This is a genomic window from Sphingobacterium sp. UBA2610 (assembly GCF_002339225.1).
Classification (GTDB): Bacteria; Bacteroidota; Bacteroidia; order Sphingobacteriales; family Sphingobacteriaceae; genus Sphingobacterium; species Sphingobacterium multivorum.
The window spans coordinates 35502-58580 of the sequence record NZ_DDKA01000019.1 but is presented as its reverse complement, the minus strand read 5'-3'; the positions used below and the strand labels follow the sequence as shown (position 1 = coordinate 58580).

The window sequence follows — 23079 nt, the reverse complement described above, 5'->3', positions numbered from 1 at the left end:
CTTTGGGGCTTTTTGTTTGACGAATCGTCAATATTATATATCTACGACCACATCCATTTTGAAGTCGTCATCTTTTAGATGGACAATTTCCGTTGCTTTTTCGTAGTTAGTTGATTTCTTGGAGAAGAAGTCATGTTGTGTCGTTTCAGTATTCAAACCATTCAATACGATTGGGTTGACTTGTTTTACTTCGAAGATCGGATCAAAGCCCAAATTCATCAATGCTTTGTTGGCATTATAGCGAACATATTCTTTTACTTCAGCTGTCAAACCAACTTCAGTATAGATCTCTTCTGTATATTTCAGCTCATTTTCATACAAATTGTAAAGCAAGGCCAAGAAACGAGCTTTTACCTGATCTTGATTTTTTAATTTTTTGAATTGATCTTGGGCTATTAATCCAACGAATACACCGTGAATGGATTCGTCTGCGATAATTTTCTTAATGATATCGGCAGAAGCAACCATTTCACCTTGTCCACATAACCATAATGGCAAGAAGAATCCTGAATAAAATAAGAATGACTCCAATAATACAGATGCAGCCATCGCCATATAAATCTCCTCGTCCGAAGCATCTTCTTTATCGATCGCGCGGTAGTAACCATCAATCGTTTCTGCTTTGTATTGAAGATATTTATTTTGTTGAACCCATTCGAAAATGTCGTTTATTTCGGCGGTTGTAGAAACTGTCGTGAAAATAGTGGAATACGATTTTGCGTGGATAGCTTCCATCATACACATATAGGACAATACAGCTTTATTCTGTAATGTATCGATATGATCGATGATTTTAGGCATACCTGTGTGGCTTTGAAGGGTATCCAATAAGGTTAATCCTCCTAAAGCTTTTTTATACGCATCTTTCATTTCTGGGCTGATACGTTTCCAGCTATCGATATCTTTTGAAGGAATGTATTCCGTATCGATCCAGAATTGACGGATATTTTGTTCCCAGAACATCAATACATAATCGTTCTCAGGGGTATTCCAATTGACAGCTTTATATGTTTTACTCATTTTTAGTTTAAAGTATTAGGCATTTATTATCACGTATTTGGATTGTTGATTTTAGATAAGCCAAAAGCCGCCAATGGCGTAGGCAACTTTTGACTTTCTCCCATTATATATCCAAATACTAAAATCTCAAAATTAAGCTGAACAAGAGACACATTCGTCGATGGTCGATTTTCTTGTCCGTGTATAATAAAGGGATTTCAACCCCAATTTATGTGCATAGATATAATATCTAGACAAATCTCTTGTCGAATCCTTTGAGTTTGTATGCAAAATTGTAGATACACCCTGATCAATATGGCGTTGGATAACCGAGATCAATTTTAAGACCTTGAATTGATCCATATCATAAGCCGATTTGAAATAGAAATAATTATCGTTTGTCAAGTATGGCATTGGATAGTAAGTTGTACTATCTCCATACTCACGTACCTCAATGATATCGACGATTGGCATAACTGATGCGGTTGCATTCATGATATACGAAGTCGATTGATTTGGAGCAATAGCCAAGCGGTAAGCATGATAAATACCATGTTCTTTGATTTTCGCTTTTAATTCCAACCAATCTTCGACTGTTGGAATATGTATTCCTTCAAATAACTCCGTTACCTTAGCTGTTTTAGGCATGTAATCGCGGTTTATGTAATTGTTGAAATACGTACCATCGGCATAGGCTGATTTTTCAAATCCAACAAATGTTTTACCACGTTCTTTGGCAATTTCCATCGATGCTTCCAATGAATAATAGTTCATCATCATAAAGAAAGTATTGGCAAAATCCAGTGCTTCGTTAGATTCATACATGATGAAGCTTTTTGCAAGGTAACCATGGAGGTTCATTGCACCTAGCCCTACAGAATGCAACTCGCGGTTTGCTTTTGCAATAGATGGAACCATATCGATATTGGTCACGTCTGTAACGACAGTCAAAGCGCGCATAGCCGTTTTTACGGTCTCTTTTATACGTTTGTTGTCCATTACAGTCGCGATATTTAAGGAGCCTAAGTTACAGGAGATACCATAACGGATCGTGTCCTGTTTGCCATAGATCTCAATATCGGATACTTGAGATACTTGCATGATTTCAGTACACAAGTTCGAGAATTTCACTTGACCGATTTCATTCAATGCATGGACACGGTTGGTGTTCTCTTTGAAGAAAATATAAGGATATCCTGATTCTTTTTGTGTCTGAGCAATTTTAACTAAAAGGTGACGAGCATTGATTTTTTTCTTTTTCACGTTTGGATTCGTGATCAATTCGTCGTACATTTTGTCCATATCCATCTCATCCAAGAATTGTCCATACTCTTGCATCACCGTATGTGGGTAGATCAAATAGCATGGTTCATCTTTTTCTGCCAATTCCATGAATTTATCGGGAACGATGATACCGATCGACAATGATTTGATACGTACTTTCTCGTCAACGTTGATTTTTTTACAATCTAAAAATTCTTCGATGTCAGAGTGGAAAATATTGAGGTATACTGCACCAGCACCCGGACGTTGTCCCAACTGGTTAGCATATGAGAATGTATCTTCCATAATCTTCATGATTGGAAGTACACCGCCGGCACGGCCTTCAACACCTTTGATAGCTTCTCCGCGAGCACGGATTTTAGAGATATTGAACGATACACCACCGCCGATAGAAGACAACTTCATGGCGGAATCAACAGCGTAACCGATACCATTTAAGTTGTCGCCGATTTCATCCAAGAAACAAGATACCAATTCACCCGAGCGTTTCTTTCCTGCATTCAAGAATGTAGGGGTCGCTGGCTGATATTCTTGATTGATCATGATTTCTGCGTACTCAATTGCTTTCTGAACACCTTCTTCTCTTGCTAAGAACAAGGAAACAGCAACTACACGGTCTTCATAACGCTCTAAAAATTTCTCGCCAGAGTCATCACGTAAAGCGTAGCTCTGGAAGAATTTGAATGCCGCCATAAAAGATTCGAAACGGAATTTCTTCGCATAGACATAGTTGAATACCGTTTCCATTTCTTCAAATGTAAACCATTGGTAAAAGTCAATATAATAGTTGTTTTCTACCAAATAGTCTATTTTTTCTTTTAATGTATAAAAGAACACGGTGTTCTTATTTACATATTCCAAGAAATATGCACGAACCGCTTCCTTATCTTTATGTAAGCTGAATTCGTCATCATGCTTAATCATGATTTCATTATTAAGCAATATCCAGTTTTTTGCTACTTCGTTTGCTACCATCGCAAAAGTTCTTTAAGATGTCAATAAATTGATTAATATCTTCCATTGTTCCGGACAGTTCAAATTTGAACGCCAGTGGAATGTCGAAATCCTGTGAAATGCGATCAGCTGCTAGACCAAAATTCGGTCCCCAGTTGCGGTTGCCACTGGAAGTAACAGAATAGATATTTTTAGCTTCGCGTTTCATGAATTCTTTTGTGTTTTCGGGCACTTGTCCAAAATTTGTGGTGAAAGTGACCAAATGACCAGGGGCTTTTACCGTTAAATCGGCGGTGATCTTATGGATTTGCCAACCCGTTATCTGCGCTACTTTATCCATAAAACGTTGTACGTTCCCCGTTCTGGAATCATAATAAATGTGTATCATGTCACTGTTTAATTTTAATGATACGCTGAATTTATTAAAGTGCAATGGCAGCCAATTCCTCTGGTTTAAAGCCAATGATACGGTGTTGAATCTCTTCATTTTCCAACACAATTACCGTAGGAACTGTGCGGATTTTGAATCTTGCGGCCAAGTCTGGTTCATCAAAAGGATTAACCGTTTCATATTGGATACCTTTTTGATCCAAATAAGCCGATACTTGCGCACAAGGAGCACAATCGTTTTTCTCAAATTTGATAATTCTTGCCATGTTTACTTGTTTATTTTTTTATTCCAATCTTTATAGAAAAACTCGGTACGAAGTTAATGGTATCAATTTTAATCGGGGAGACCAGATTGAAGGTTAATCTAGCCATTAAAAATAGACAATTCGTCAAAAAGAAAAGTCTGTGTTTCGATACTTAAAAACTTCGTTGAGTTGCCAATTCTTTCATTAGCTTAACAAATATCTTATATTTTCTTTCGATGCGGTAGTTTGACTTTTCCACATTTTGGGCAAAAGTTTGTCAGAGAATGCGTTTGCTGCAGATTAGTGTTTGTAAGTTGTTGTTTTTCTGTGTTTTATAAATGTGGATAACTTTAAATTCGTAATTTTTACCACTATTTTACAAATGATTTAAGTTTAATTTTACTGTCATAAAAAAGCTACAAAACTTGCTTTTTTATGAAATTTTTATTATCTTATTTTGCCCTAATTTGAAAAATAAATTTATGAAGAAACTATTCTATGGTCTCTTGCTTCTAACGTCGCTACAGACGCAAGCGCAGGAAAACATTACCTTTCAAAAACCCTCTACTGAAATTTTGGCCTTAGCCGATTATGTGCGCCCCCCTCAGATAAAAATTTCTAGCGATAGAAATTGGATGTTATTTACGTTCCGGTCTACGTATAAAAGCCTGGCAGACTTAGGCCAGGAAGAAATGAAACTGGCGGGATTGCGGATTAATCCAAAGACCAACATGGAAAGTTCGACAATCTTTTTCGATAAGATTGCCTTGAAAAAAATAGGACAAAATATGGAATTTTCCGACTTCACGGGAATGCCCGAAAAAGCGGCGATGGCCAATTTTGTGTTCTCTCCAGACAATAAGCGTTTGGCATTTAGCAATACAAATGAAAGCGGAACTGCCTTATTTGTCATTGATCTTGCAACGCGAAATGTCAAACAGTTGACTGCTTACAATTTGAACGGAACATTGACAGCACCATTTCAGTGGCTGAGAAATTCTTCCGGTTTAATAATAACAAGTCTGCCAAAGGATAGGGCGGCACTGTTGGATCCTTCAAAAGATTTGCCGACAGGACCTATTGTCTCAACAAGTGATGGGAAGGTATCCCAATTGAGGACATACCAAGACCTGCTTAAAAATCCGCAGGATGAAGTGAATTTTGAAACATTGGTACAATCCAACCTTGAACTTGTAGATCTGGACGGCAAGATTTCTTCCTTTAAAGATAAAGCCATTTATACAGGGATCAGCTTCTCACCGGATGGAGAATATGTGATGGTCACGACCATTACAAAACCTTATTCCTACGTAGTTCCGGTTTCGTCTTTTCCACAGCAGGTTCGAATTTATGATCGGTCGGGCAAGGAAATAGCGCTGGTGAATGAGACCCCCTTGACAGAGGTAATGCCGAAAGGTTTTTCGTCGACACGATCGGGAAAACGGGCCTGGCATTGGCGGAGTGATCAGCCAGCTACGTTGGCTTATGTAGAAGCCTTGGATGGCGGGGATGCGAACAAACCTGCGGAGTTTCGTGATGCCTTATATACTTTATCTTACCCTTACAATGGTGCGGGAAAGCTTATTTTTAAAATCAAAGACCGTTATGCTGGTGTAACATGGGGGAATGATAAATATGCATTGATCAATTCGCAATGGTATGATACGAGAAATGCAAAAACTTTTGTGGTGAATCCTTCCTCGGGAGAATCTAAACTATTGCATGACCGGAACAGTCAGGACGTCTATAATGATCCGGGAGATGTGTATATGGAAAAAAATAGTTTAGGCACTTATTCGATGTATATAGATAAGGATAAAGCGTTGTTTGTAGGTAAGGGTTTTACTAAAAATGGCGAGTTTCCTTTTGTGGATGAGCTTGATCTGCATTCATTGAAGAAAAAACGCATCTACACTGCTCCAGCATCTGAAATGCAAGAACGTATCGCCCAACTCGTGAACCCTAAAACTGGTGATCTGTTGATTTCGCTTCAGTCAGCATCGTTTTATCCGAATTATTTCATGAAAAATATGAAATCGGGGAAACAGGTGACGCTCACCACGTTGGAAAACCCGTTTAAATCGTTGGAAAAAGTTCATAAAGAGATTTTAAAATACAAGCGCAAGGATGGAGTCGAACTTTCTGGAACATTATATTTACCTGCCGGTTATGATTTTACGAAGAAAGAGAAGTTGCCTCTGCTAATGTGGGCTTATCCACGGGAATATAAGGACAAGAATACAGCCGGACAAAGCACGGCCAATCCGAAGGAGTTTACCTTCCCAAGTTATGGCTCTTTTATCTACTGGGTATCGAAGGGCTATGCTGTATTGGATAATGCGGCCTTCCCTATTGTTGGAGAGGGAACAAAAGAACCGAATGATACCTTTATTGAGCAACTTGTGGCAAATGCCGAAGCTGCAATTGATGCGGTAGATCATTTGGGTTATATCGATCGGAAAAAAGTTGCTGTGGGTGGGCATTCCTATGGTGCGTTTATGACAGCACATCTGTTGTCCAATTCAAAATTGTTTGCCGCAGGAATTGCGCGTTCTGGAGCATACAATCGGACCTTAACACCATTTGGTTTTCAGAGTGAACAACGAAACTTCTGGGATGATCCAACCTTGTATATGACCATGTCTCCATTTGTGAGTGCTGATCGGATGAAAACCCCACTTTTGTTGGTTCACGGCGGAGCCGATAATAATCCCGGAACATTCACCCTGCAGACGGAACGCTATTTCCAGGCCCTGAAAAATTTGGGAGCTCCCGTGCGTATGGTCATTTTACCACGCGAAGCTCATGGATATGTCGCCAAAGAAAATATCTTCCATTTACTTTGGGAGCAGGATCAATTTTTGGAAAAATACCTTAAAAAATAACCGGTCGATTAACCAGAAGCAATAGTGTTAAGGTGTACAAGGATTCAATGTAAAAGAAGGTGTCTAAAAAGTAAAAACAAACCCTCTGAGAATTGAATATTTGAAAAGTACCTGTATAGGGATTCGGTAAAAATTCCATATAAAAGGGGCTATCCCCCTTTGGACTGCCCCTTTTATATTGAATGAAGTATTTGTTTTATTGATTTGTGTTTTTTTTACTAAAGTATCAATAGAATCAATCGTTTGGTTTATCGCGAAATGCAACGAGTTCATTGGTCTGAATAAACCTTGCGCTTCCATTTATACAATGGTAGACTTGCGTAATCATAAATAAGTTTTTTTGCTATTTACTCACTTTAACCGTAAATGGAACGACATACTGTCCCCACTCCAAAGAAATAGTTCCTTGCGGAGTAGCGTTGATCTTAAATTGTTCCTGTGAGGTACTTGCAGTAGCGTTGCTTACGGAAACGCGGAGCGCATCTTCGTTGGCATCATATTTTGTTCCCCACTGATTCCACACTTTATTAAACATAATTGTTGTTTCGTGTTCCCCAGGGATGCTGTAAAGGCCATATTTACCAGCAGCTAATTTCTTGCCTTCAACCAATACATCTTTATTAAATTCGATGGTGGTCGCTTCATTTGCTCCAGTACGCCATACAATACCGATAGGGGCGATATCAACACCAAGCTGACGACCTTTCAATGAAGGGCGGCTATAATTAATGTCAATCGTGACACCATCGGTGGTGGTTACCTTAGTGTTGTCTGGAGGACTTGGGCGTTTACTTTTGTCGGTCTGAGCAAAAGTAAGTTGACCTATTAAGGTCAGAATCGTTAAAATTAGTACTCTCATTTTTCGTATAGTATTGATTAAACAATTAAACTTAGATAAATTACTTTTTATATGCAATATGCCTTTGGTCAAATAAAAATAATTTATCGCTCTCTCCTAAGCTATTGAATATCTTTTAATAACGGAAATATACGATTTTTTAGGTTATGGAATTGTTCGTTTTTTTGAAGGCTTTGAGTGGGATATTTTGGTTATATAAACGAGAAAAGCCAGTGATTCATATCCTGGCTTTTCTCGTTTATACCTATTATTTATACAAGATATTCAAATAGTGTCTGGTCTTTATTGATTTCAATGACATCAAACTTATATTCTTTCATGCGTTCAATCAGTGTTTCGTAATCCTCAGGCTTGTTGAGCTCAATGCCGACTAGCGCTGGACCTCTTTCGCGTTCTGTTTTTTTGATAAACTCAAAACGGGTAATATCATCCTTAGGCCCCAATACTTCGGAAACGAAGAGTTTTAAGGCGCCTGGACGTTGTGGGAAACGAACGATAAAATAATGCTTGTACCCTTCGTAAAGTAGAGACAATTCTTTGATTTCACTCATGCGGTCGATATCGTTGTTTCCACCGGATATGATGCAGACGACTTTCTTACCTTTAATTTCATCTTTGTGAAATTCAAGAGCGGCCACGGATAGAGCGCCTGCAGGCTCAACGACAATTGCATCCTTATTGTACAGCTCTAGGATACAGGTACAGATCTTTCCTTCGGGAATAGAGCGTGTATCATCCAACAATTGTTTGGCAATTTCAAATGTCGTTGCACCGATTTTTTTAACAGCTGCCCCATCAACAAATTTGTTGATATGCTCGAGCTCGATCGGTGCGCCGTGAGTCAAGGCCGCTTGCATGGAGGGGGCTCCTTCGGGTTCAACACCATAGCATTTGATTGCGTTGTTTTTACTTTTTAGGTAATAGCTCGCTCCCGCGGCAAGTCCACCGCCACCAATTGGGATAAATATGGCGTCCATATCGGGAAGATCTTGTAAAGCTTCAACGGCTACAGTACCCTGTCCTTCCACAACTTTGAGATCATCAAATGGCGGAATGAAAGTCATGCCATGCTCTGCTGTATAAGCCAGCGCTGCTTTTTGGCAGTCATCAAAAGTGTCTCCGGTCAAGATAATTTCTACATTGCCGTTACCCCACATTTCCGTTTGTGAAATCTTTTGGCGTGGTGTCGGCCCCGGCATAAATATCACGCCTTTGATGTCGAGTTTATTGCAGGAGAAAGCAACGCCCTGAGCGTGGTTGCCTGCGCTGGCACATACAACGCCACGTTGTCGCTCTTCCGCTGTTAAGGAAATAATTTTATTGTAGGCACCGCGTAATTTATAGGAACGTACGACTTGTAAATCTTCCCGTTTGAGATAGACTTCAGCGCCATATTTTTCGGATAGATGCCGATTATATTGAAGCGGTGTTCTGTTGACCACAGACTTGATGCGGTCAAGTGTAGCTTCTGAATTGATGTTTAAGGTTGATAGATTCATTGTTAGATGATTGCCTAGTTAAGGTAGCAAATAAAACGCAGATATTCGCTGTTATATGAGAGATTCTACCTATACAGTATTTAAATTTAGTTGATTTTAAATGGAAGATCGTTTGTACGTATGATAAAATAATAATTAGCAACGTATCATTTGGATCCTTTTAAAAAAATGTATTTATGATAAAAAAAGGCTGCATCTGCAGCCTTCCTTTTTTTATATTTTTTCTTGGATGAGGCTTTTTAGGTCATCATCACAAATATTTTTCTTTTCGTCGGCCAAAACCAAGAAACGTTGATAGCAATCAGCTAAATCATCTTTTTCAAGATGGAAGCCTAAACGCTCCAAATGGTGCTTAAGGGCATGTCTTCCTGAACGTGCAGTTAAGATAATATCAGCTTCAACCAAACCAACATCTTCTGGTCTGATGATCTCATAGTTCTCACGGTGTTTTAGGAAACCATCTTGGTGAATCCCCGAGCTGTGTGCGAAGGCGTTGCGACCAACGATCGCTTTATTCGGTTGTACAGGCATGTTCATCATTTCACTTACCTTGCGCGATAAGTACGTAAACATGCGGCTATCGATGTTTGATGTCAAGCTTCCAAACGACTGGTTGTGCACTTTAAGGATCATGGCTACTTCTTCAAGTGACGTGTTTCCGGCACGCTCACCGATACCGTTGATGGTACATTCCACCTGACGGGCTCCATTTTGAATCGCAGCGATAGAATTTGCTGTTGCAAGTCCCAAGTCATTGTGACAATGTGCCGAAATAATGGCCTGATCGATATTGCGTACATTCTCCTTGAGGTAATTGATTTTTGAGCCATATTGGTCTGGCAGACAATAACCGTTTGTATCGGGGATATTGACTACCGTAGCACCGGCAGCAATCACCGATTCAACCATTTTAGCTAGAAATGCCAAGTCTGCGCGACCCGCATCTTCTGCATAAAACTCGACATCTTCCACATAGGATTTGGCATGTTTTACAGCCGCGACGGCACGTTCTAAAATTTCTTCTCTTGTGCTGTTGAATTTATATTTTATATGCATGTCCGAAGAACCAATACCCGTATGGATACGTGGGCGTTTGGCATATTTTAATGCCTCGGCAGCTACGTCAATATCGTTTTGATTGGCACGGGTCAATGCACATATAATGACATCGTTTACCGCTTTAGATAATTCGACGACCGATTGAAAATCACCAGGGCTAGACACTGGGAAACCGGCTTCGATAATATCCACCCCTAGTTTTTCCAGGTCTTTAGCAATCTCAATTTTCTCTGGAGTAGTTAATTGGCAGCCTGGTACCTGTTCGCCATCACGTAAAGTGGTGTCGAAAATGTAAAGATGATTAGGATCGTGTAACATAATTTCTTAATTCAAAAGATTTACAAATTAAAAAGGGTATACTATTTAATAAACTCCAATACTTTTTCACCCATTTCCTGAGTACCTAAGATTTTTGAAGCTTCTGTGCTGCTGTTGGCAATATCACCGGTTCTCCAACCAGCTTTTAATGTTTCTGCAACAGCATTGGTAACCGCTTTAGCTTCCTCCTGTAGACCAAAGCTAATATCAAGCATCAAGGCAGCAGATAAAATTGAAGCCAATGGATTTGCTTTATTTTGACCAGCGATATCGTGTGCAGAGCCGTGGATAGGTTCGAAGAAGCCTGTGCCATCACCTACGGAAGCAGAAGCCAACATACCCATCGAGCCTGCGATCTGTGACGCTTCGTCTGTCAGGATATCACCAAAAAGATTGGCTGTCAATACCACATCGAATTTCTTTGGATTTTTCACCAATTGCATGGCCGCATTATCGATAAACATGTGCTCGGTTTCAACATCCGGATATTCTTTTGCGATTTCCTGGACAACTTCTCTCCACAGGCGGGATGTTTCCAATACATTGGCTTTATCAACAGAGCATAGTCTTTTGTTACGCGTGCGTGCTGCATCATAAGCTTTACGTGCGATACGCTCAACCTCGTAACGGTGATAATTCATCAAGTCTGAAGCAAAGGTATTATCCTCATTGCGATTTTTCTCACCAAAATAGACATCACCTGTCAGTTCACGGAAGAAAAGAATATCTGTACCTTGAAGAATTTCGGGCTTTAAACTCGAAGCATCCAATAACTCATCGAATAAAAGGATTGGACGAAGATTTGCGTAAAGACCTAGTTCTTTACGGATTTTCAACAAGCCTTGTTCAGGTCTTACCTTAGCAGAAGGATCATTATCATACTTAATATGGCCAATGGCGCCGAAAAGGATCGCATCAGAAGCTTTTGCTTTAGATAATGTCTCATCAGGAAGCGGGTTGCCTGTCGCTTCAATTGCAGTATGGCCCATGATAGCTTCATCAAAGCTGAACTCATGACCATAATTTTCACCTATTTTTTCTAAAACTTTTTTACCCCAAGTTGTTACTTCTTGGCCGATGCCATCTCCAGGTATGATTAAAATATTTTTCTTCATTGTATTTTTAATATTGAGCTATCAGAGATAGGTCTAATGAAACTTTGGAAAATAGGCCTAAAACCTATTGAGTTATCTTTATTTTTGACTTTTGATTTCCAGTGTTTTCCGATATCTTGATTCTCTTTTTATTTTTTTGTTCTTATTTTCGAATTAATTGAAGTTTTCCACAATTTTTATGTTGATAAAGTTTCTTTTTTGTGGATAACTTCGGATATAGCCTTTACTTCTCCCTTTTCCAACACGATTTTATTGTCAATGCACGTTGGTAGCTGGGTTTGGAAGTGACCTACATAAATGAGCGTCTGGCCACTTTTACTGAGGTCATCGATGACGTCGTTGAAATACTGGGTCTGCTCTTTATCTAAGCCCTGACAAGGTTCGTCCAAAATCAGCAATTCTGGATGTTTCACGATCGTGCGGGCCAATAGGACCAAACGTTGTTGACCTAAAGGCAATGATCCCAATGTTTTGTGTTTAACCTCTTTGAGGTCAAAAAAATGGAGAATTTGCTCGAGCTTTTGCTGTTGTTCAAATCCTAAGCGTTGGTATAGGCTCATGGAGTCAAAAAATCCAGAAGCAATCGTCTGCCCAACGTTGGCATTCATATCATAGTACCAATGTAATTCCGGAGATATAATACCCAAATGTTCTTTGATATCCCAAATACTTTCTCCAGATCCTCTTTTTTTGCCAAAAAGATGGATGTCATTGGCGTAAGCCTGTGGATGATCGCCGTTGATGAGACTAAGCAAAGTTGATTTTCCTGAACCATTATGCCCTTGTAGCAACCATTTTTCACCGGCTTTTACTTCCCAGTCAATATTCTTTAAGACTTGTTTTTCGCCGTATGAAATATTGATTTTGTTCATTTTTACCATGACCTGGGCAGATACCTGAGGTGCCTGTTGTAGAAAATAAGGCAGCGCCTTTCTTATTCGGGGCAAGCCTTTGGATAGCTCTTCACTCCGTTGGCGAATCCTGATTTTACCTTCCTGAATTTCCGCAAAACGATTGATACAATCCGGTTGTTCGTCATCATTACTGATCAACAACAAGGTGACCCCTTTATCCGCAAGCTGATCGAAAATCTGATTGAGATCTTTTCTGGACTGTGCATCCAGTCCTGTATAAGGCTGGTCGATAATGAGCACCTGAGGTTGAAGCCACAAGGCCTTGATCAATTGCAGTCTTTTGTGTTCGCCACTCGAAAGTTCAATCAACTGCTGATCTTTGAAATTCTCGAATCCAAAAATGTTCAGGTAAGAACGTACGTTTTCAAAAGAAAGCTGTTCTTCTTTTGCAAAATGTTTCAACTCGGCAAAAACCGTTAATGTATCGTTTTTTGCAAATTTATTGTAGCGCTGTTGGTAATAGAAATTGCGATCGCCTTCAAGATTGGTAAACTGAAACCAATTGGAAACGTAATGAATTTTTGCCGGCAATAGGCTCGTTGGGTCAAGATGGAATGTAATCTGGCCTTCATACTTCAATTGCCCGGCAATCGCTTTTGCCAGCGTGGTTTTTCCTGTACCGCTCGGACCGCCTAAGATCCATTGCTCGCCAGGAAAAATTTGCCAATTTAAGTCTTGCAGTACGATATCTTTACCGTACTGAATGGTTAAATTGGCAATATGGACGACAGGATCTACCATTGTCTGTTTGCTTCAAATGCTTCGATTGAATCTTTTTGGTTAAGGATAAAATCAATGTCATCATAGCCATTGATCAAACATGATTTTTTGTATGGATTGATTTCAAACTCAAATTGATCACCTGTCTCTGTCAACATGACTGTCTGTTTTTCAAGATCAACAATAATCGCCGTTGACGGATTTTGGTGCACCAATTCGAAAATTTTCGCCAAAAACTCTTCAGGTACCTGAATCGGTAATACACCGTTGTTAAGGGCATTTCCTTTGAATATATCGGCAAAGAATGAGCTGATGACCACATCAAAACCATAGTCTTGAATAGCCCAAGCGGCATGCTCGCGGCTTGAACCACAACCAAAGTTTTTACCGGCAACCAATATTTTTCCCGTATAGGTCGGGTTGTTCAACACAAAATCAGTTTTAGGCTGATTGTCTGTGTCAAAACGCCAGTCGCGGAATAAATTATCACCAAAACCTTCACGCGTGGTCGCTTTTAGAAAGCGTGCGGGAATAATTTGATCAGTATCAATATTTTCGATAGGTAGTGGGACTACCTGTGACGTTAAAGTTTCAAATTTTTTCATTTTTTTCTGCTTAGATCAACTCTCTTACATCTGTTACTTTACCTGTTACTGCCGCAGCTGCTGCTGTCAAAGGAGATACCAGCATGGTGCGGGCATTCGGTCCCTGACGGCCTTCGAAATTTCTATTTGAAGTCGAAACACAATATTTACCAGCAGGGATTTTATCTTCGTTCATCCCTAAACATGCCGAACATCCTGGTTCACGTAGCTGGAATCCTGCCGCTTCAAATATTTTATCCAAGCCTTCTTCTTTCGCTTGTTTTTCTACTTGTTTTGAGCCCGGTACAATCCATACTTCAACGTCTTGTGCTTTTTGCTTGCCTTTAACGAATGAAGCTACTTCACGTAAATCTTCAATACGGGAATTGGTACAACTTCCGATAAACACATAATCAACACGGTTGCCTAAGACTGTTGAATCATCTTTAAAACCCATGTAATCCAATGCTTTTTGGTACGATGGCCGTTCTGATTCTGGTTGTGCGTTAGTTGCTGGAATATGTTCCGCGATACCCATACCCATGCCTGGGTTGGTGCCATAAGTAATCATTGGTGCAATATCTGCAGCATCAAAAGTCAACACTTTATCAAAGATGGAATCTTCGTCAGAATATAATGTTTTCCAGTATGCTAGGGCTTGATCCCATTCCTCACCTTTCGGTGCGAATTCACGGCCTTCTACGTAGTCGAAAGTGATCTGATCTGGAGCAATTAAGCCTCCACGTGCACCCATTTCTATACTCATATTACAAATGGTCATACGTGCTTCCATGCTTAAAGAACGGATTGCTGAACCAGCATATTCAATAAAGTAACCTGTACCGCCCGCAGCAGAGATTTTAGAGATGATATATAGGATGATATCTTTTGCTCCAACACCTTTTTGAAGGGTACCGTTGACTTCAATTTTCATTGTTTTTGGCTTCGACTGCAACAAACATTGTGTTGCGAAGACCTGTTCAACCTGAGAGGTTCCAATACCAAAAGCAATAGCTCCAAAAGCACCATGTGTTGAGGTATGACTATCGCCACAGACCATCGTTTTACCTGGTAGGGTGATACCCAGCTCCGGACCAATAACGTGTACAATCCCTTGGTATGGATGACCTAAACCATATAATTCAATACCAAATTCAGCACAATTTTTGGTGAGCATATCAACTTGATAACGGGATAGCTCTTCTTTGATCGGTAAATGTTGATTGAGTGTCGGTACGTTGTGGTCGGCAGTAGCTACCGTTTGCTTTGGACGAAAAACTGGGATTCCTCTTTTACGCAAGCCATCGAAAGCTTGAGGTGAAGTAACTTCATGAATCAAGTGGGTGTCGATATATATAATATCCGGAAACCCTTCTTCACGCTTGACGACGTGCGCATCCCAAATCTTTTCTACTAATGTTTTTGACATTTTTTAATCTCTCTTATGTTATTTTTATATGAACCAAGGTGATATTGCAAATGTCTCAATATCACCTTGATTTCGATATACTAAATTACGAAATATTCATGATTTTTGGAGCATGTATAATTTCGTATGGACTTTTAAACAGTTTTGATTGCTTTCATTGCAGTCATCGCTTTGCGCAATTTGCGACCGACGATTTCTACAGGGTGATCGCGTAGAATTTCATTGATGACAACTAATTGTGCGTTATCAACTGCAGCATCTCTACCTTCATTGAAGTTTTTACCTACGAGATCAGTATCAACAGTTTTCATGAAGTCGGCCAACAAAGGTTTACAAGCTTGGTCGAATAGGTAACAACCGTATTCTGCTGTATCAGAGATAACACGGTTCATTTCGAACAATTTCTTGCGAGCGATTGTGTTAGCGATCAATGGTGTTTCGTGCAATGATTCATAATATGCTGATTCTGGTTTGATACCTGCTTCAACCATTGTTTCAAATGCCAATTCAACACCTGCACGGATGAAAGCAACCATCAGTGTATAGTTGTCGAAGTATTCTTGTTCGTTGATTTTAACATCACCAGCAGGTGTTTTTTCGAACGCAGTTTCACCTGTTTCAGCTCTCCATTTCAATAAATTCGCATCACCATTTGCCCAGTCTTCCATCATGGTCTTGCTAAAGTGACCTGACATGATATCATCTTGGTGTTTTTGGAATAAAGGACGCATAATATCCTTCAATTCTTCAGAGATCTCAAAGGCTTTTACTTTTGCTGGATTGCTCAAACGGTCCATCATTCCGCTCACACCACCATGTTTCAAGGCTTCCGTGATTACTTCTACACCGTACTGTACCAATTTTGATGCGTAACCAGCTTCGATACCTTTCTCGATCATTTTGTCGAAAGATAAGATCGAACCTGTTTGCAACAATCCACAAAGAATCGTTTGCTCACCCATTAAATCTGATTTTACCTCGGCTACGAATGAAGATTTCAATACACCGGCTTTATGTCCACCTGTTCCTACGCAGTATGCTTTTGCTTCAGCCCAGCCTTTTCCTTGCGGATCATTCTCTGGGTGAACAGCGATTAAGGTAGGAACACCAAAACCACGAAGGTACTCTGCACGAACCTCAGAACCTGGACATTTTGGAGCAACCATGATGACAGTAATATCTTTACGGATTTGCATACCTTCTTCAACGATGTTGAAACCGTGTGAATACGATAATGTAGCGCCTTCTTTCATCAACGGCATGACAGCGTTGATTACTGACGTATGTTGTTTATCTGGAGTCAAGTTGATAACTAAATCCGCAGATGGGATCAATTCCTCGTAAGTGCCTACGTTAAAGTTGTTGTCCGTAGCGTTTTTCCAAGAATCTCTTTTTTGTTCAATAGCTTCTTTACGCAAAGCATAAGAAACGTCCAGTCCGCTATCTCTTAGGTTTAAACCTTGGTTCAAGCCTTGCGCACCACATCCTACGATTACGATTTTTTTACCTTTTAAAGCATTTACACCATCTGTGAATTCAGTGTTGTCCATGAATTCAGCGTGACTTAATTGTTCTAACTGCTCTCTAAGCGGTAAGGTGTTGAAATAATTTGCCATTGTTTTACTTTCTTTCTGTTATGGGTTGTTGATTATTTATTTTAATTATTGTACTAATCTGCGTTGCGCCATGGCGTAACCGAAATGAACGTTATCGTGACCTGATGTCAGGGCAATAACTTCTTCGATGGTATCCATTGGATAGCCATAGGTTGCTGTTGAGAAGGAGGTGATTTCTCCGAAAACACCGTGTTCATAGTCAGCAGCAATTTGCTCAATACTGCGGATTGCAATTTCTTTCAATTCATCAACCTCTGCTTGTTCAACAAAGCGGGTTGGCTTGGTGTCTTTTTTATAGTCTTCATTATATTTTACCCAGGTCGTGTCGGCTTTAATACCTGTACGGACATAGACTAAGGTCTGTGTACTGACGACAATGTGGGCAAAATTCCAGATGATATTGTTGTTAAATCCCGTGGGAATTTTGTTAAGCTGTTCAATGGAAAGACCGTCAAGTAATTCAATGAATTTTTGACGTGACTTTAAGATAAATTTAAATGTCTCTTGCATAATACTTTTAAAGCTTACATTGTAAATACATCATCTCTTTTGTCGAGATACTCGTTCTCTACAATTTCTATCGATGGTTCCTTGGCTTCAAACTGAACCAATTTGGAGTGGAAACCTGCGCTATCTTTAATGATGGCGATACGTGCGCCACGGACAAATTCGATCAAACCATATTTGGTCAATTCTTCTGTCAACTTATCGATCTCCTCACGGTGACCTGCAGTTTCAAAGACGATATAGTCGTTGCGGATCACAACAACATTGGCACCATATTGACGCAATAAACGTTCTACGTATACCTTTTCATTCACAACATCCGCAGGCACTTTATAGAGCGCCTGTTCTTGCCAGATCACTTCATCATTGGTATTGTAATAGGCCTTGAGGATATCAATCTGTTTTTCCAGTTGACGACAAAGCTTACGCAGAACATCTTCAGCCTCCGTGATGACGATGGTAAAACGATGTATCCCTTCTACTTCAGAAGGGGAAGTATTCAAGCTTTCAATATTGATTTTTCTTCTTGAAAAAATGGTTGAGATTCGACCGATAAGACCGATTGAATTCTCTGTATATAGGGTGATGGTATATTCTTGTTTTTCCATGTCAAATTCTACTTTAAACGTATCTCAGATACCGATGTTCCTTGTGCAACCATTGGAAATACATTGTTTTCCTTACCTACCATCACTTCCAATAGATATGCTCCGTCGTGATCAATCATGGTTTTCAGTGCATTACGTAAGTCTTTACGTTCCGAAATCTTCTGACCGTCGATGTAATAGCCTTTCGCAACAGCAACAAAGTCAGGACTCGTGATATTCACGAACGAATAACGTTTGTCATGAAACAATTGCTGCCACTGGCGTACCATGCCCAAGAACTCATTGTTGAGGATCATGATTTTGACTTTTGCACCAAATTGCATAATTGTTCCCAGCTCCTGGATCGTCATTTGTATACCACCATCACCGATGATTGCTACGACAGTTTTCTCTGGCGCGCCATACCAGGCACCGATTGCTGCCGGAAGACCAAAGCCCATCGTTCCTAAACCCCCGGAGGTTACATTCGATTTGCTGTTGTTGAACTTAGCATAGCGACAAGTGACCATTTGATGTTGACCGACGTCCGTTGTAATGATCGCATCACCGCCTGTCAATTCATTCAACACATGGATGACCTCACCCATGGTCATAATATCGGTTTGTGGGTGAAGTTCGTTTTGGATGACTTCCTTGATTTCTTCTTTTTCAAGTTCACGGAATTGTTCCAACCAAGCGGAGTGATCTGCGGCATTTACCAATTTCGTCAGCATGGGAAGTGATTCCTTACAATCGCCCCATACAGGTACGGTTGTTTGTACGTTTTTGTCAATCTCTGCGGGATCTATATCCAAATGGATTACTTTTGCCTGTTTGGCATATTTGTCCAAACGACCTGTCACACGGTCATCGAAACGCATGCCGATGGCTATTAAAACATCACATTCATTGGTCATGACATTTGGCGCATAGTTGCCATGCATACCCAGCATCCCGACGTGAAGTTTATGATCCGTTGGAAGTGCACTTAACCCCATGACAGTCGATGCCGAAGGAATGCCAGTTTTCTCGATAAAAGCTTTGAATTCTTCCTCTGCTTTTCCAAGAATGATGCCTTGTCCAAAAAGAACAAATGGTTTTTTTGCATCGTTGATTAACGCTGCAGCTTGCTCAACATATTCTTTACGAACTTGTGGTGCAGGTCTGTAACTGCGTACATGGCTGCATTTTTCGTAACCGAAGTAATCGAACAATTGTAGCTGTGCATTTTTGGTAATATCGATCAATACCGGTCCTGGACGACCTGTGCTGGCAATATAAAATGCTTTTGCGAGTGCGGCTGGAATTTCAGTTGCGTCGGTGACTTGGTAGTTCCATTTGGTGACAGGTGCCGTGATATTGATGACATCTGTTTCCTGAAAAGCATCCGTTCCCAAAAGTGAAGCAAAGACCTGGCCTGTGACACAGACGATAGGGTTACTATCGATCATGGCATCAGCCAGTCCAGTAACTAGGTTTGTTGCTCCAGGGCCACTTGTCGCAAAGACGACGCCTGTACGACCTGAAGTTCTTGCATAACCTTGCGCCGCGTGGATTCCACCTTGTTCATGGCGCACTAAAATATGCTTCAGACGATCCGTATAATCATAAAGGGCATCATAGATCGGCATAATTGCGCCTCCAGGATAACCAAATACGGTATCAACTCCTTCGCTCAATAAGGCCTCCAATACAGCTTTCGATCCCGAAATTTGTGTCGGAGTTTGCTGCTCTGTAGCGGCCTTATTTTCTGTTATTTCCAGTGTACTCATTACGTTGATTTTTTTATTGTTGATTATTCAGTCTTTTAGTATTTAGATATTAGATCTGAGACATTAAGCGTCGATTGTTTAGGTCTGTATTTGCTTAATGTCTCTGTTTTTTATTTTCTACTGATCCGTTACACAGCCTTCTGATGCATCGGCAACAGTTTTAGCGTATTTGTATAAAACTCCTTTGCTAACTTTTAACGCTGGTTGTACCCAAGCGGCACGGCGTTGCGCAATCTCTTCATCGGAAAGCAGCACATTGATGCTGTTATTTACCGCATCGATCTCGATAATGTCATCATCATTTACAAGACCGATCAATCCGCCTTTGTAAGATTCTGGTGTGATATGTCCGACGACAAAACCATGTGTACCACCCGAGAAACGGCCATCGGTGATTAAAGCAACAGATTTACCAAGGCCAGCACCAATAATCAAGGAGGTTGGTTTAAGCATTTCAGGCATGCCTGGCGCTCCAACAGGACCTTCATTTTTGATCACCACTACATCTCCTGGTTTGATTCTACCAGATGCGATGCCCGCTACTAAATCATGCTCTCCATCGAATACGCGTGCAGGACCAGTGAATTTTTCACCTTCTTTGCCGGAGATCTTAGCAACAGAACCTTTCTCTGCTAAGTTCCCGTAAAGAATTTGTAAGTGTCCTGTAGCTTTGATTGGATCGCTCAAGGGTTTGATAATCGGTTGATCATATTCCATGATTGATTTAACATCCGCCAAGTTCTCAGCGACCGTTTTTCCTGTTACCGTGATACAGTCACCATGCAATAAACCTTCATTTAAAAGATATTTCATGACAGCAGGTGTTCCGCCAAATTGCTGAAGATCTTGCATCAAGTATTTACCCGACGGTTTAAAGTCAGCTAATACAGGGGTTTCATCACTCATGCGTTGGAAGTCGTCTTGCGTGATGTCTACGCCTACGGCTTTGCCTATTGCAATAAAGTGAAGTACAGCATTGGTACTCCCACCCAAGATAACAATGGTACGTAGCGCGTTCTCAAATGCTTTACGTGTCATGATATCAGAGGGTTTAATATCTTTCTCAAGCAGCGTGCGGATATGTCGACCTGCTTCTAAACATTCATTTTTCTTTTCTTCCGAGATCGCCGGATTGGAAGATGAGTAGGGTAAACTCATTCCCAAGGCTTCAATTGCCGAAGCCATGGTATTTGCGGTATACATTCCGCCACAAGCACCAGCACCAGGGCAGGTATGTTTGATAATGCCTTCATAGTCTTCATCGGAAAGATTTCCGCAGATGCGTTGTCCCAATGCTTCAAATGCAGACACAATGTTTAATTCTTCACCTTTATAGTGTCCTGGAGCGATGGTACCGCCATATACCATTAGAGAAGGACGGTCCAAACGGGCCATGGCCATAATAGCACCAGGCATGTTTTTGTCACAGCCAGGAATAGAGATCAAGCCATCATAATATTGTCCGCCACAGATCGTTTCGATACTATCAGCGATCACATCACGGCTTACCAACGAATAACGCATTCCATCGGTACCATTGCTCATACCGTCACTGACGCCAATAGTTCCAAAGGTCAAACCCACTAACTCATTGTTCCAAACGCCCTTCTTGACGATTTGTGCCAAATCATTTAAGTGCATATTACACGTATTACCATCATATCCCATGCTGGCAATACCGACCTGTGCTTTGTCCATGTCGGCATCTGTAAGACCGATACCATAAAGCATTGCTTTTGCAGCAGGTTGCGTTTCGTCTTGTGTAAATGTACGGCTGTATTTGTTCATTGTGTTTTCGCCGTTAGATGATGACTTCATAATTTTCGTTCTCTAATACTAAATTTTTATATCTTCTTTGGATTGATGCACCTATGCTGTGTTCCCAGGCTTCTTTGTAGATGACATCATCGACTTGTTTGATTCCGATAATTTCTGCCGCAGTTCCACATAAGAAAGCGCTGTCAGCAGTGTAAATATCCTCTACCGTCAATTGCTTTTCAATGACTTCGAAGTTTAATTTTTTACAAATGTTTTTTACCGTCTGGCGTGTAATGCCCGGAAAGATATTCTTCGCTGGCGGCGTATAGATTTTGAAATCCTTTTCGATGAAAATATTTTCACTGGATGCTTGGGCAACGTAGCCTTCGTGGTCGAGCATTAAAGCTTCGTCGTAGCCTTTCCTGATGGCTTCTGTTGTCGCAAGAATGGAGTTAACATACTGCCCAGAGATCTTCGAGTCAATTTTAAAGGATTTTGGATTGGGTCTTTTGATATCAGAGATACATACCTTTAATAGGTTTTGACCAAGATATGGACCCCATTCCCATGCTGCCATCATGAGGGTTGCTTCGGTTGATGAGGTGAGATGCATATTTGAACCAGTCAATACCAAAGGACGTATATAAGCTTCTCTTAGGTTGTTGTTGGCCAAGAGCTCATAACAGATGTCGATCAGCTCTCGGTTGCTCCAGCGATAGGGGATATTAACGGCTCCACATGATCTCTTTAAGCGATCGAAATGCTTGTCAGCTTTAAAGATACGTGGTCCATTGTGGGTGTTATACGCACGTAAACCATCGAACACCGCATACCCATAATGCAATGACTGTGCAAAGGGATCCAATGCAGCCTCGGAAGCTTTTACAAAAGCTCCATCTAAATAGATCAATGTGTTTTTATCGTAATATTTCATAACCCAAAATTTACCTGATGATAGTAGTTCCCTTTGTTGTAATATTGGTGGTAAATCATGCTATCTCGAGCTTCTATAAAAACTTTCGATTTTCATTTCCTCAAGGTAGCAGGAATTACAATAATTGGCAATAGGTAAAGTGCTAATTTTGTATTTAGAATAAAATTTCATTAGGTGTGTTTTTATGAAATTTTATTTTTTAATAATGCCTTTTATTCGGTTTTATATTTTGTTAGTCGCATACCATATTTAAAATTGGTCTACACGGTTGAAAAATTATTTTTTGTTACAATGGTTGATTTTCTTCCTAAAATGAAGAAAATGTCAAAAAAACTTTAAAAAAAAAAGCTTCCGATATTTCTATCGGAAGCTTTTTAGATTTTATAAAATCGATTTGATTTAATCTCCGATAATTCCTTCAGCAAGCACGGTAATGACATTGTTTTTTGCTTCCACAACACCACCTTTAATGAACACTTCCTGTTCACCTTTACCTTGTTGAATAATTACTTTTCCATCTTCCAAAGTAGAAACGATGGCAGCATGGTCTTTCAAAATTTGAAAAGAACCCGCAGTGCCCGGTACAGTAACGGATGTTACTTCGCCTTCGAATGCTAATTTGTCTGGAGTGATAATTGTTAACTTCATTAT

Annotated in this window: 19 protein-coding genes; 1 reads left to right on the top strand and 18 read right to left on the bottom strand. The window is 40.2% G+C overall.

The window, feature by feature from the left end; genetic code table 11:
• Positions 1-33 precede the first annotated feature (33 nt).
• From nrdF to B4Z47_RS12985, 4 genes are all read right to left on the bottom strand, one after another.
• Positions 34-1020: a class 1b ribonucleoside-diphosphate reductase subunit beta gene (gene nrdF / locus B4Z47_RS13000; protein ID WP_070570180.1), complete on the bottom strand. Its 987-nt coding sequence runs from the start codon at positions 1018-1020 to the stop codon at positions 34-36.
• A gap of 132 nt (positions 1021-1152) precedes the next feature.
• Positions 1153-3258, bottom strand: coding sequence for a class 1b ribonucleoside-diphosphate reductase subunit alpha (gene nrdE, locus B4Z47_RS12995; protein ID WP_070570178.1), 2106 nt, complete (start codon positions 3256-3258; stop codon positions 1153-1155).
• Positions 3218-3625 (bottom strand): class Ib ribonucleoside-diphosphate reductase assembly flavoprotein NrdI, encoded by a 408-nt coding sequence (gene nrdI, locus B4Z47_RS12990; RefSeq protein WP_083296125.1) that lies wholly within the window; start codon positions 3623-3625, stop codon positions 3218-3220. The genes nrdE and nrdI overlap by 41 nt, the downstream gene beginning before the upstream one ends.
• A 34-nt stretch (positions 3626-3659) precedes the next feature.
• The gene (locus B4Z47_RS12985) at positions 3660-3893 is read right to left on the bottom strand and encodes a thioredoxin family protein (RefSeq protein WP_046673718.1); all 234 of its coding nucleotides are present in this window, start codon (positions 3891-3893) and stop codon (positions 3660-3662) included.
• Between the two features lie 461 nt (positions 3894-4354).
• Between B4Z47_RS12985 and B4Z47_RS12980 the strand changes: the two genes are divergently transcribed.
• Positions 4355-6757, top strand: a complete 2403-nt coding sequence (locus B4Z47_RS12980; protein ID WP_070570176.1) for a S9 family peptidase — start codon at positions 4355-4357, stop codon at positions 6755-6757.
• 343 nt (positions 6758-7100) lie between these two features.
• Here B4Z47_RS12980 and B4Z47_RS12975 read toward each other — a convergent pair whose 3' ends face one another.
• From B4Z47_RS12975 to atpC, 14 genes are all read right to left on the bottom strand, one after another.
• Entirely contained in the window at positions 7101-7616 is a 516-nt protein-coding gene (locus B4Z47_RS12975) for a DUF2911 domain-containing protein (RefSeq protein WP_070570172.1), read from the bottom strand.
• Between the two features lie 251 nt (positions 7617-7867).
• Positions 7868-9115: a threonine ammonia-lyase IlvA gene (gene ilvA, locus B4Z47_RS12970; RefSeq protein ID WP_070570170.1), complete on the bottom strand. Its 1248-nt coding sequence runs from the start codon at positions 9113-9115 to the stop codon at positions 7868-7870.
• A 213-nt stretch (positions 9116-9328) separates the two neighbouring features.
• On the bottom strand, positions 9329-10492 hold the full coding sequence (locus tag B4Z47_RS12965) for a 2-isopropylmalate synthase (protein WP_083296124.1): 1164 nt from the start codon (positions 10490-10492) through the stop codon (positions 9329-9331).
• Between the two features lie 41 nt (positions 10493-10533).
• Positions 10534-11607 carry a 3-isopropylmalate dehydrogenase gene (gene leuB, locus B4Z47_RS12960; protein ID WP_115046524.1) on the bottom strand — a complete coding sequence of 358 codons (1074 nt, stop codon included), beginning with the start codon at positions 11605-11607 and terminating at the stop codon, positions 10534-10536.
• Positions 11608-11783: 176 nt separating this feature from the next.
• On the bottom strand, positions 11784-13262 hold the full coding sequence (locus tag B4Z47_RS12955) for an ATP-binding cassette domain-containing protein (protein ID WP_286727395.1): 1479 nt from the start codon (positions 13260-13262) through the stop codon (positions 11784-11786).
• Positions 13256-13846 carry a 3-isopropylmalate dehydratase small subunit gene (gene leuD / locus B4Z47_RS12950; RefSeq protein WP_070570164.1) on the bottom strand — a complete coding sequence of 197 codons (591 nt, stop codon included), beginning with the start codon at positions 13844-13846 and terminating at the stop codon, positions 13256-13258. The genes B4Z47_RS12955 and leuD overlap by 7 nt, the downstream gene beginning before the upstream one ends.
• Before the next feature lie 10 nt (positions 13847-13856).
• Entirely contained in the window at positions 13857-15254 is a 1398-nt protein-coding gene (leuC, locus tag B4Z47_RS12945) for a 3-isopropylmalate dehydratase large subunit (protein ID WP_070570162.1), read from the bottom strand.
• Positions 15255-15388: 134 nt separating this feature from the next.
• Entirely contained in the window at positions 15389-16870 is a 1482-nt protein-coding gene (ilvC, locus tag B4Z47_RS12940) for a ketol-acid reductoisomerase (RefSeq protein ID WP_075994367.1), read from the bottom strand.
• A 45-nt stretch (positions 16871-16915) separates the two neighbouring features.
• Positions 16916-17380 (bottom strand): DinB family protein, encoded by a 465-nt coding sequence (locus tag B4Z47_RS12935; RefSeq protein ID WP_236560296.1) that lies wholly within the window; start codon positions 17378-17380, stop codon positions 16916-16918.
• Between the two features lie 14 nt (positions 17381-17394).
• Positions 17395-17985 (bottom strand): acetolactate synthase small subunit, encoded by a 591-nt coding sequence (ilvN, locus tag B4Z47_RS12930; protein ID WP_070570155.1) that lies wholly within the window; start codon positions 17983-17985, stop codon positions 17395-17397.
• Between the two features lie 8 nt (positions 17986-17993).
• Positions 17994-19736 carry a biosynthetic-type acetolactate synthase large subunit gene (gene ilvB, locus B4Z47_RS12925; RefSeq protein WP_115046528.1) on the bottom strand — a complete coding sequence of 581 codons (1743 nt, stop codon included), beginning with the start codon at positions 19734-19736 and terminating at the stop codon, positions 17994-17996.
• A gap of 117 nt (positions 19737-19853) precedes the next feature.
• Entirely contained in the window at positions 19854-21554 is a 1701-nt protein-coding gene (gene ilvD, locus B4Z47_RS12920; RefSeq protein WP_070570151.1) for a dihydroxy-acid dehydratase, read from the bottom strand.
• A complete protein-coding gene (locus tag B4Z47_RS12915; protein WP_070570150.1) occupies positions 21538-22428 on the bottom strand; it encodes a branched-chain amino acid transaminase in 891 nt (296 codons plus the stop codon). The genes ilvD and B4Z47_RS12915 overlap by 17 nt, the downstream gene beginning before the upstream one ends.
• A gap of 399 nt (positions 22429-22827) precedes the next feature.
• Positions 22828-23076 (bottom strand): ATP synthase F1 subunit epsilon, encoded by a 249-nt coding sequence (gene atpC / locus B4Z47_RS12910; protein WP_070570148.1) that lies wholly within the window; start codon positions 23074-23076, stop codon positions 22828-22830.
• Between the last annotated feature and the right edge of the window lie 3 nt (positions 23077-23079).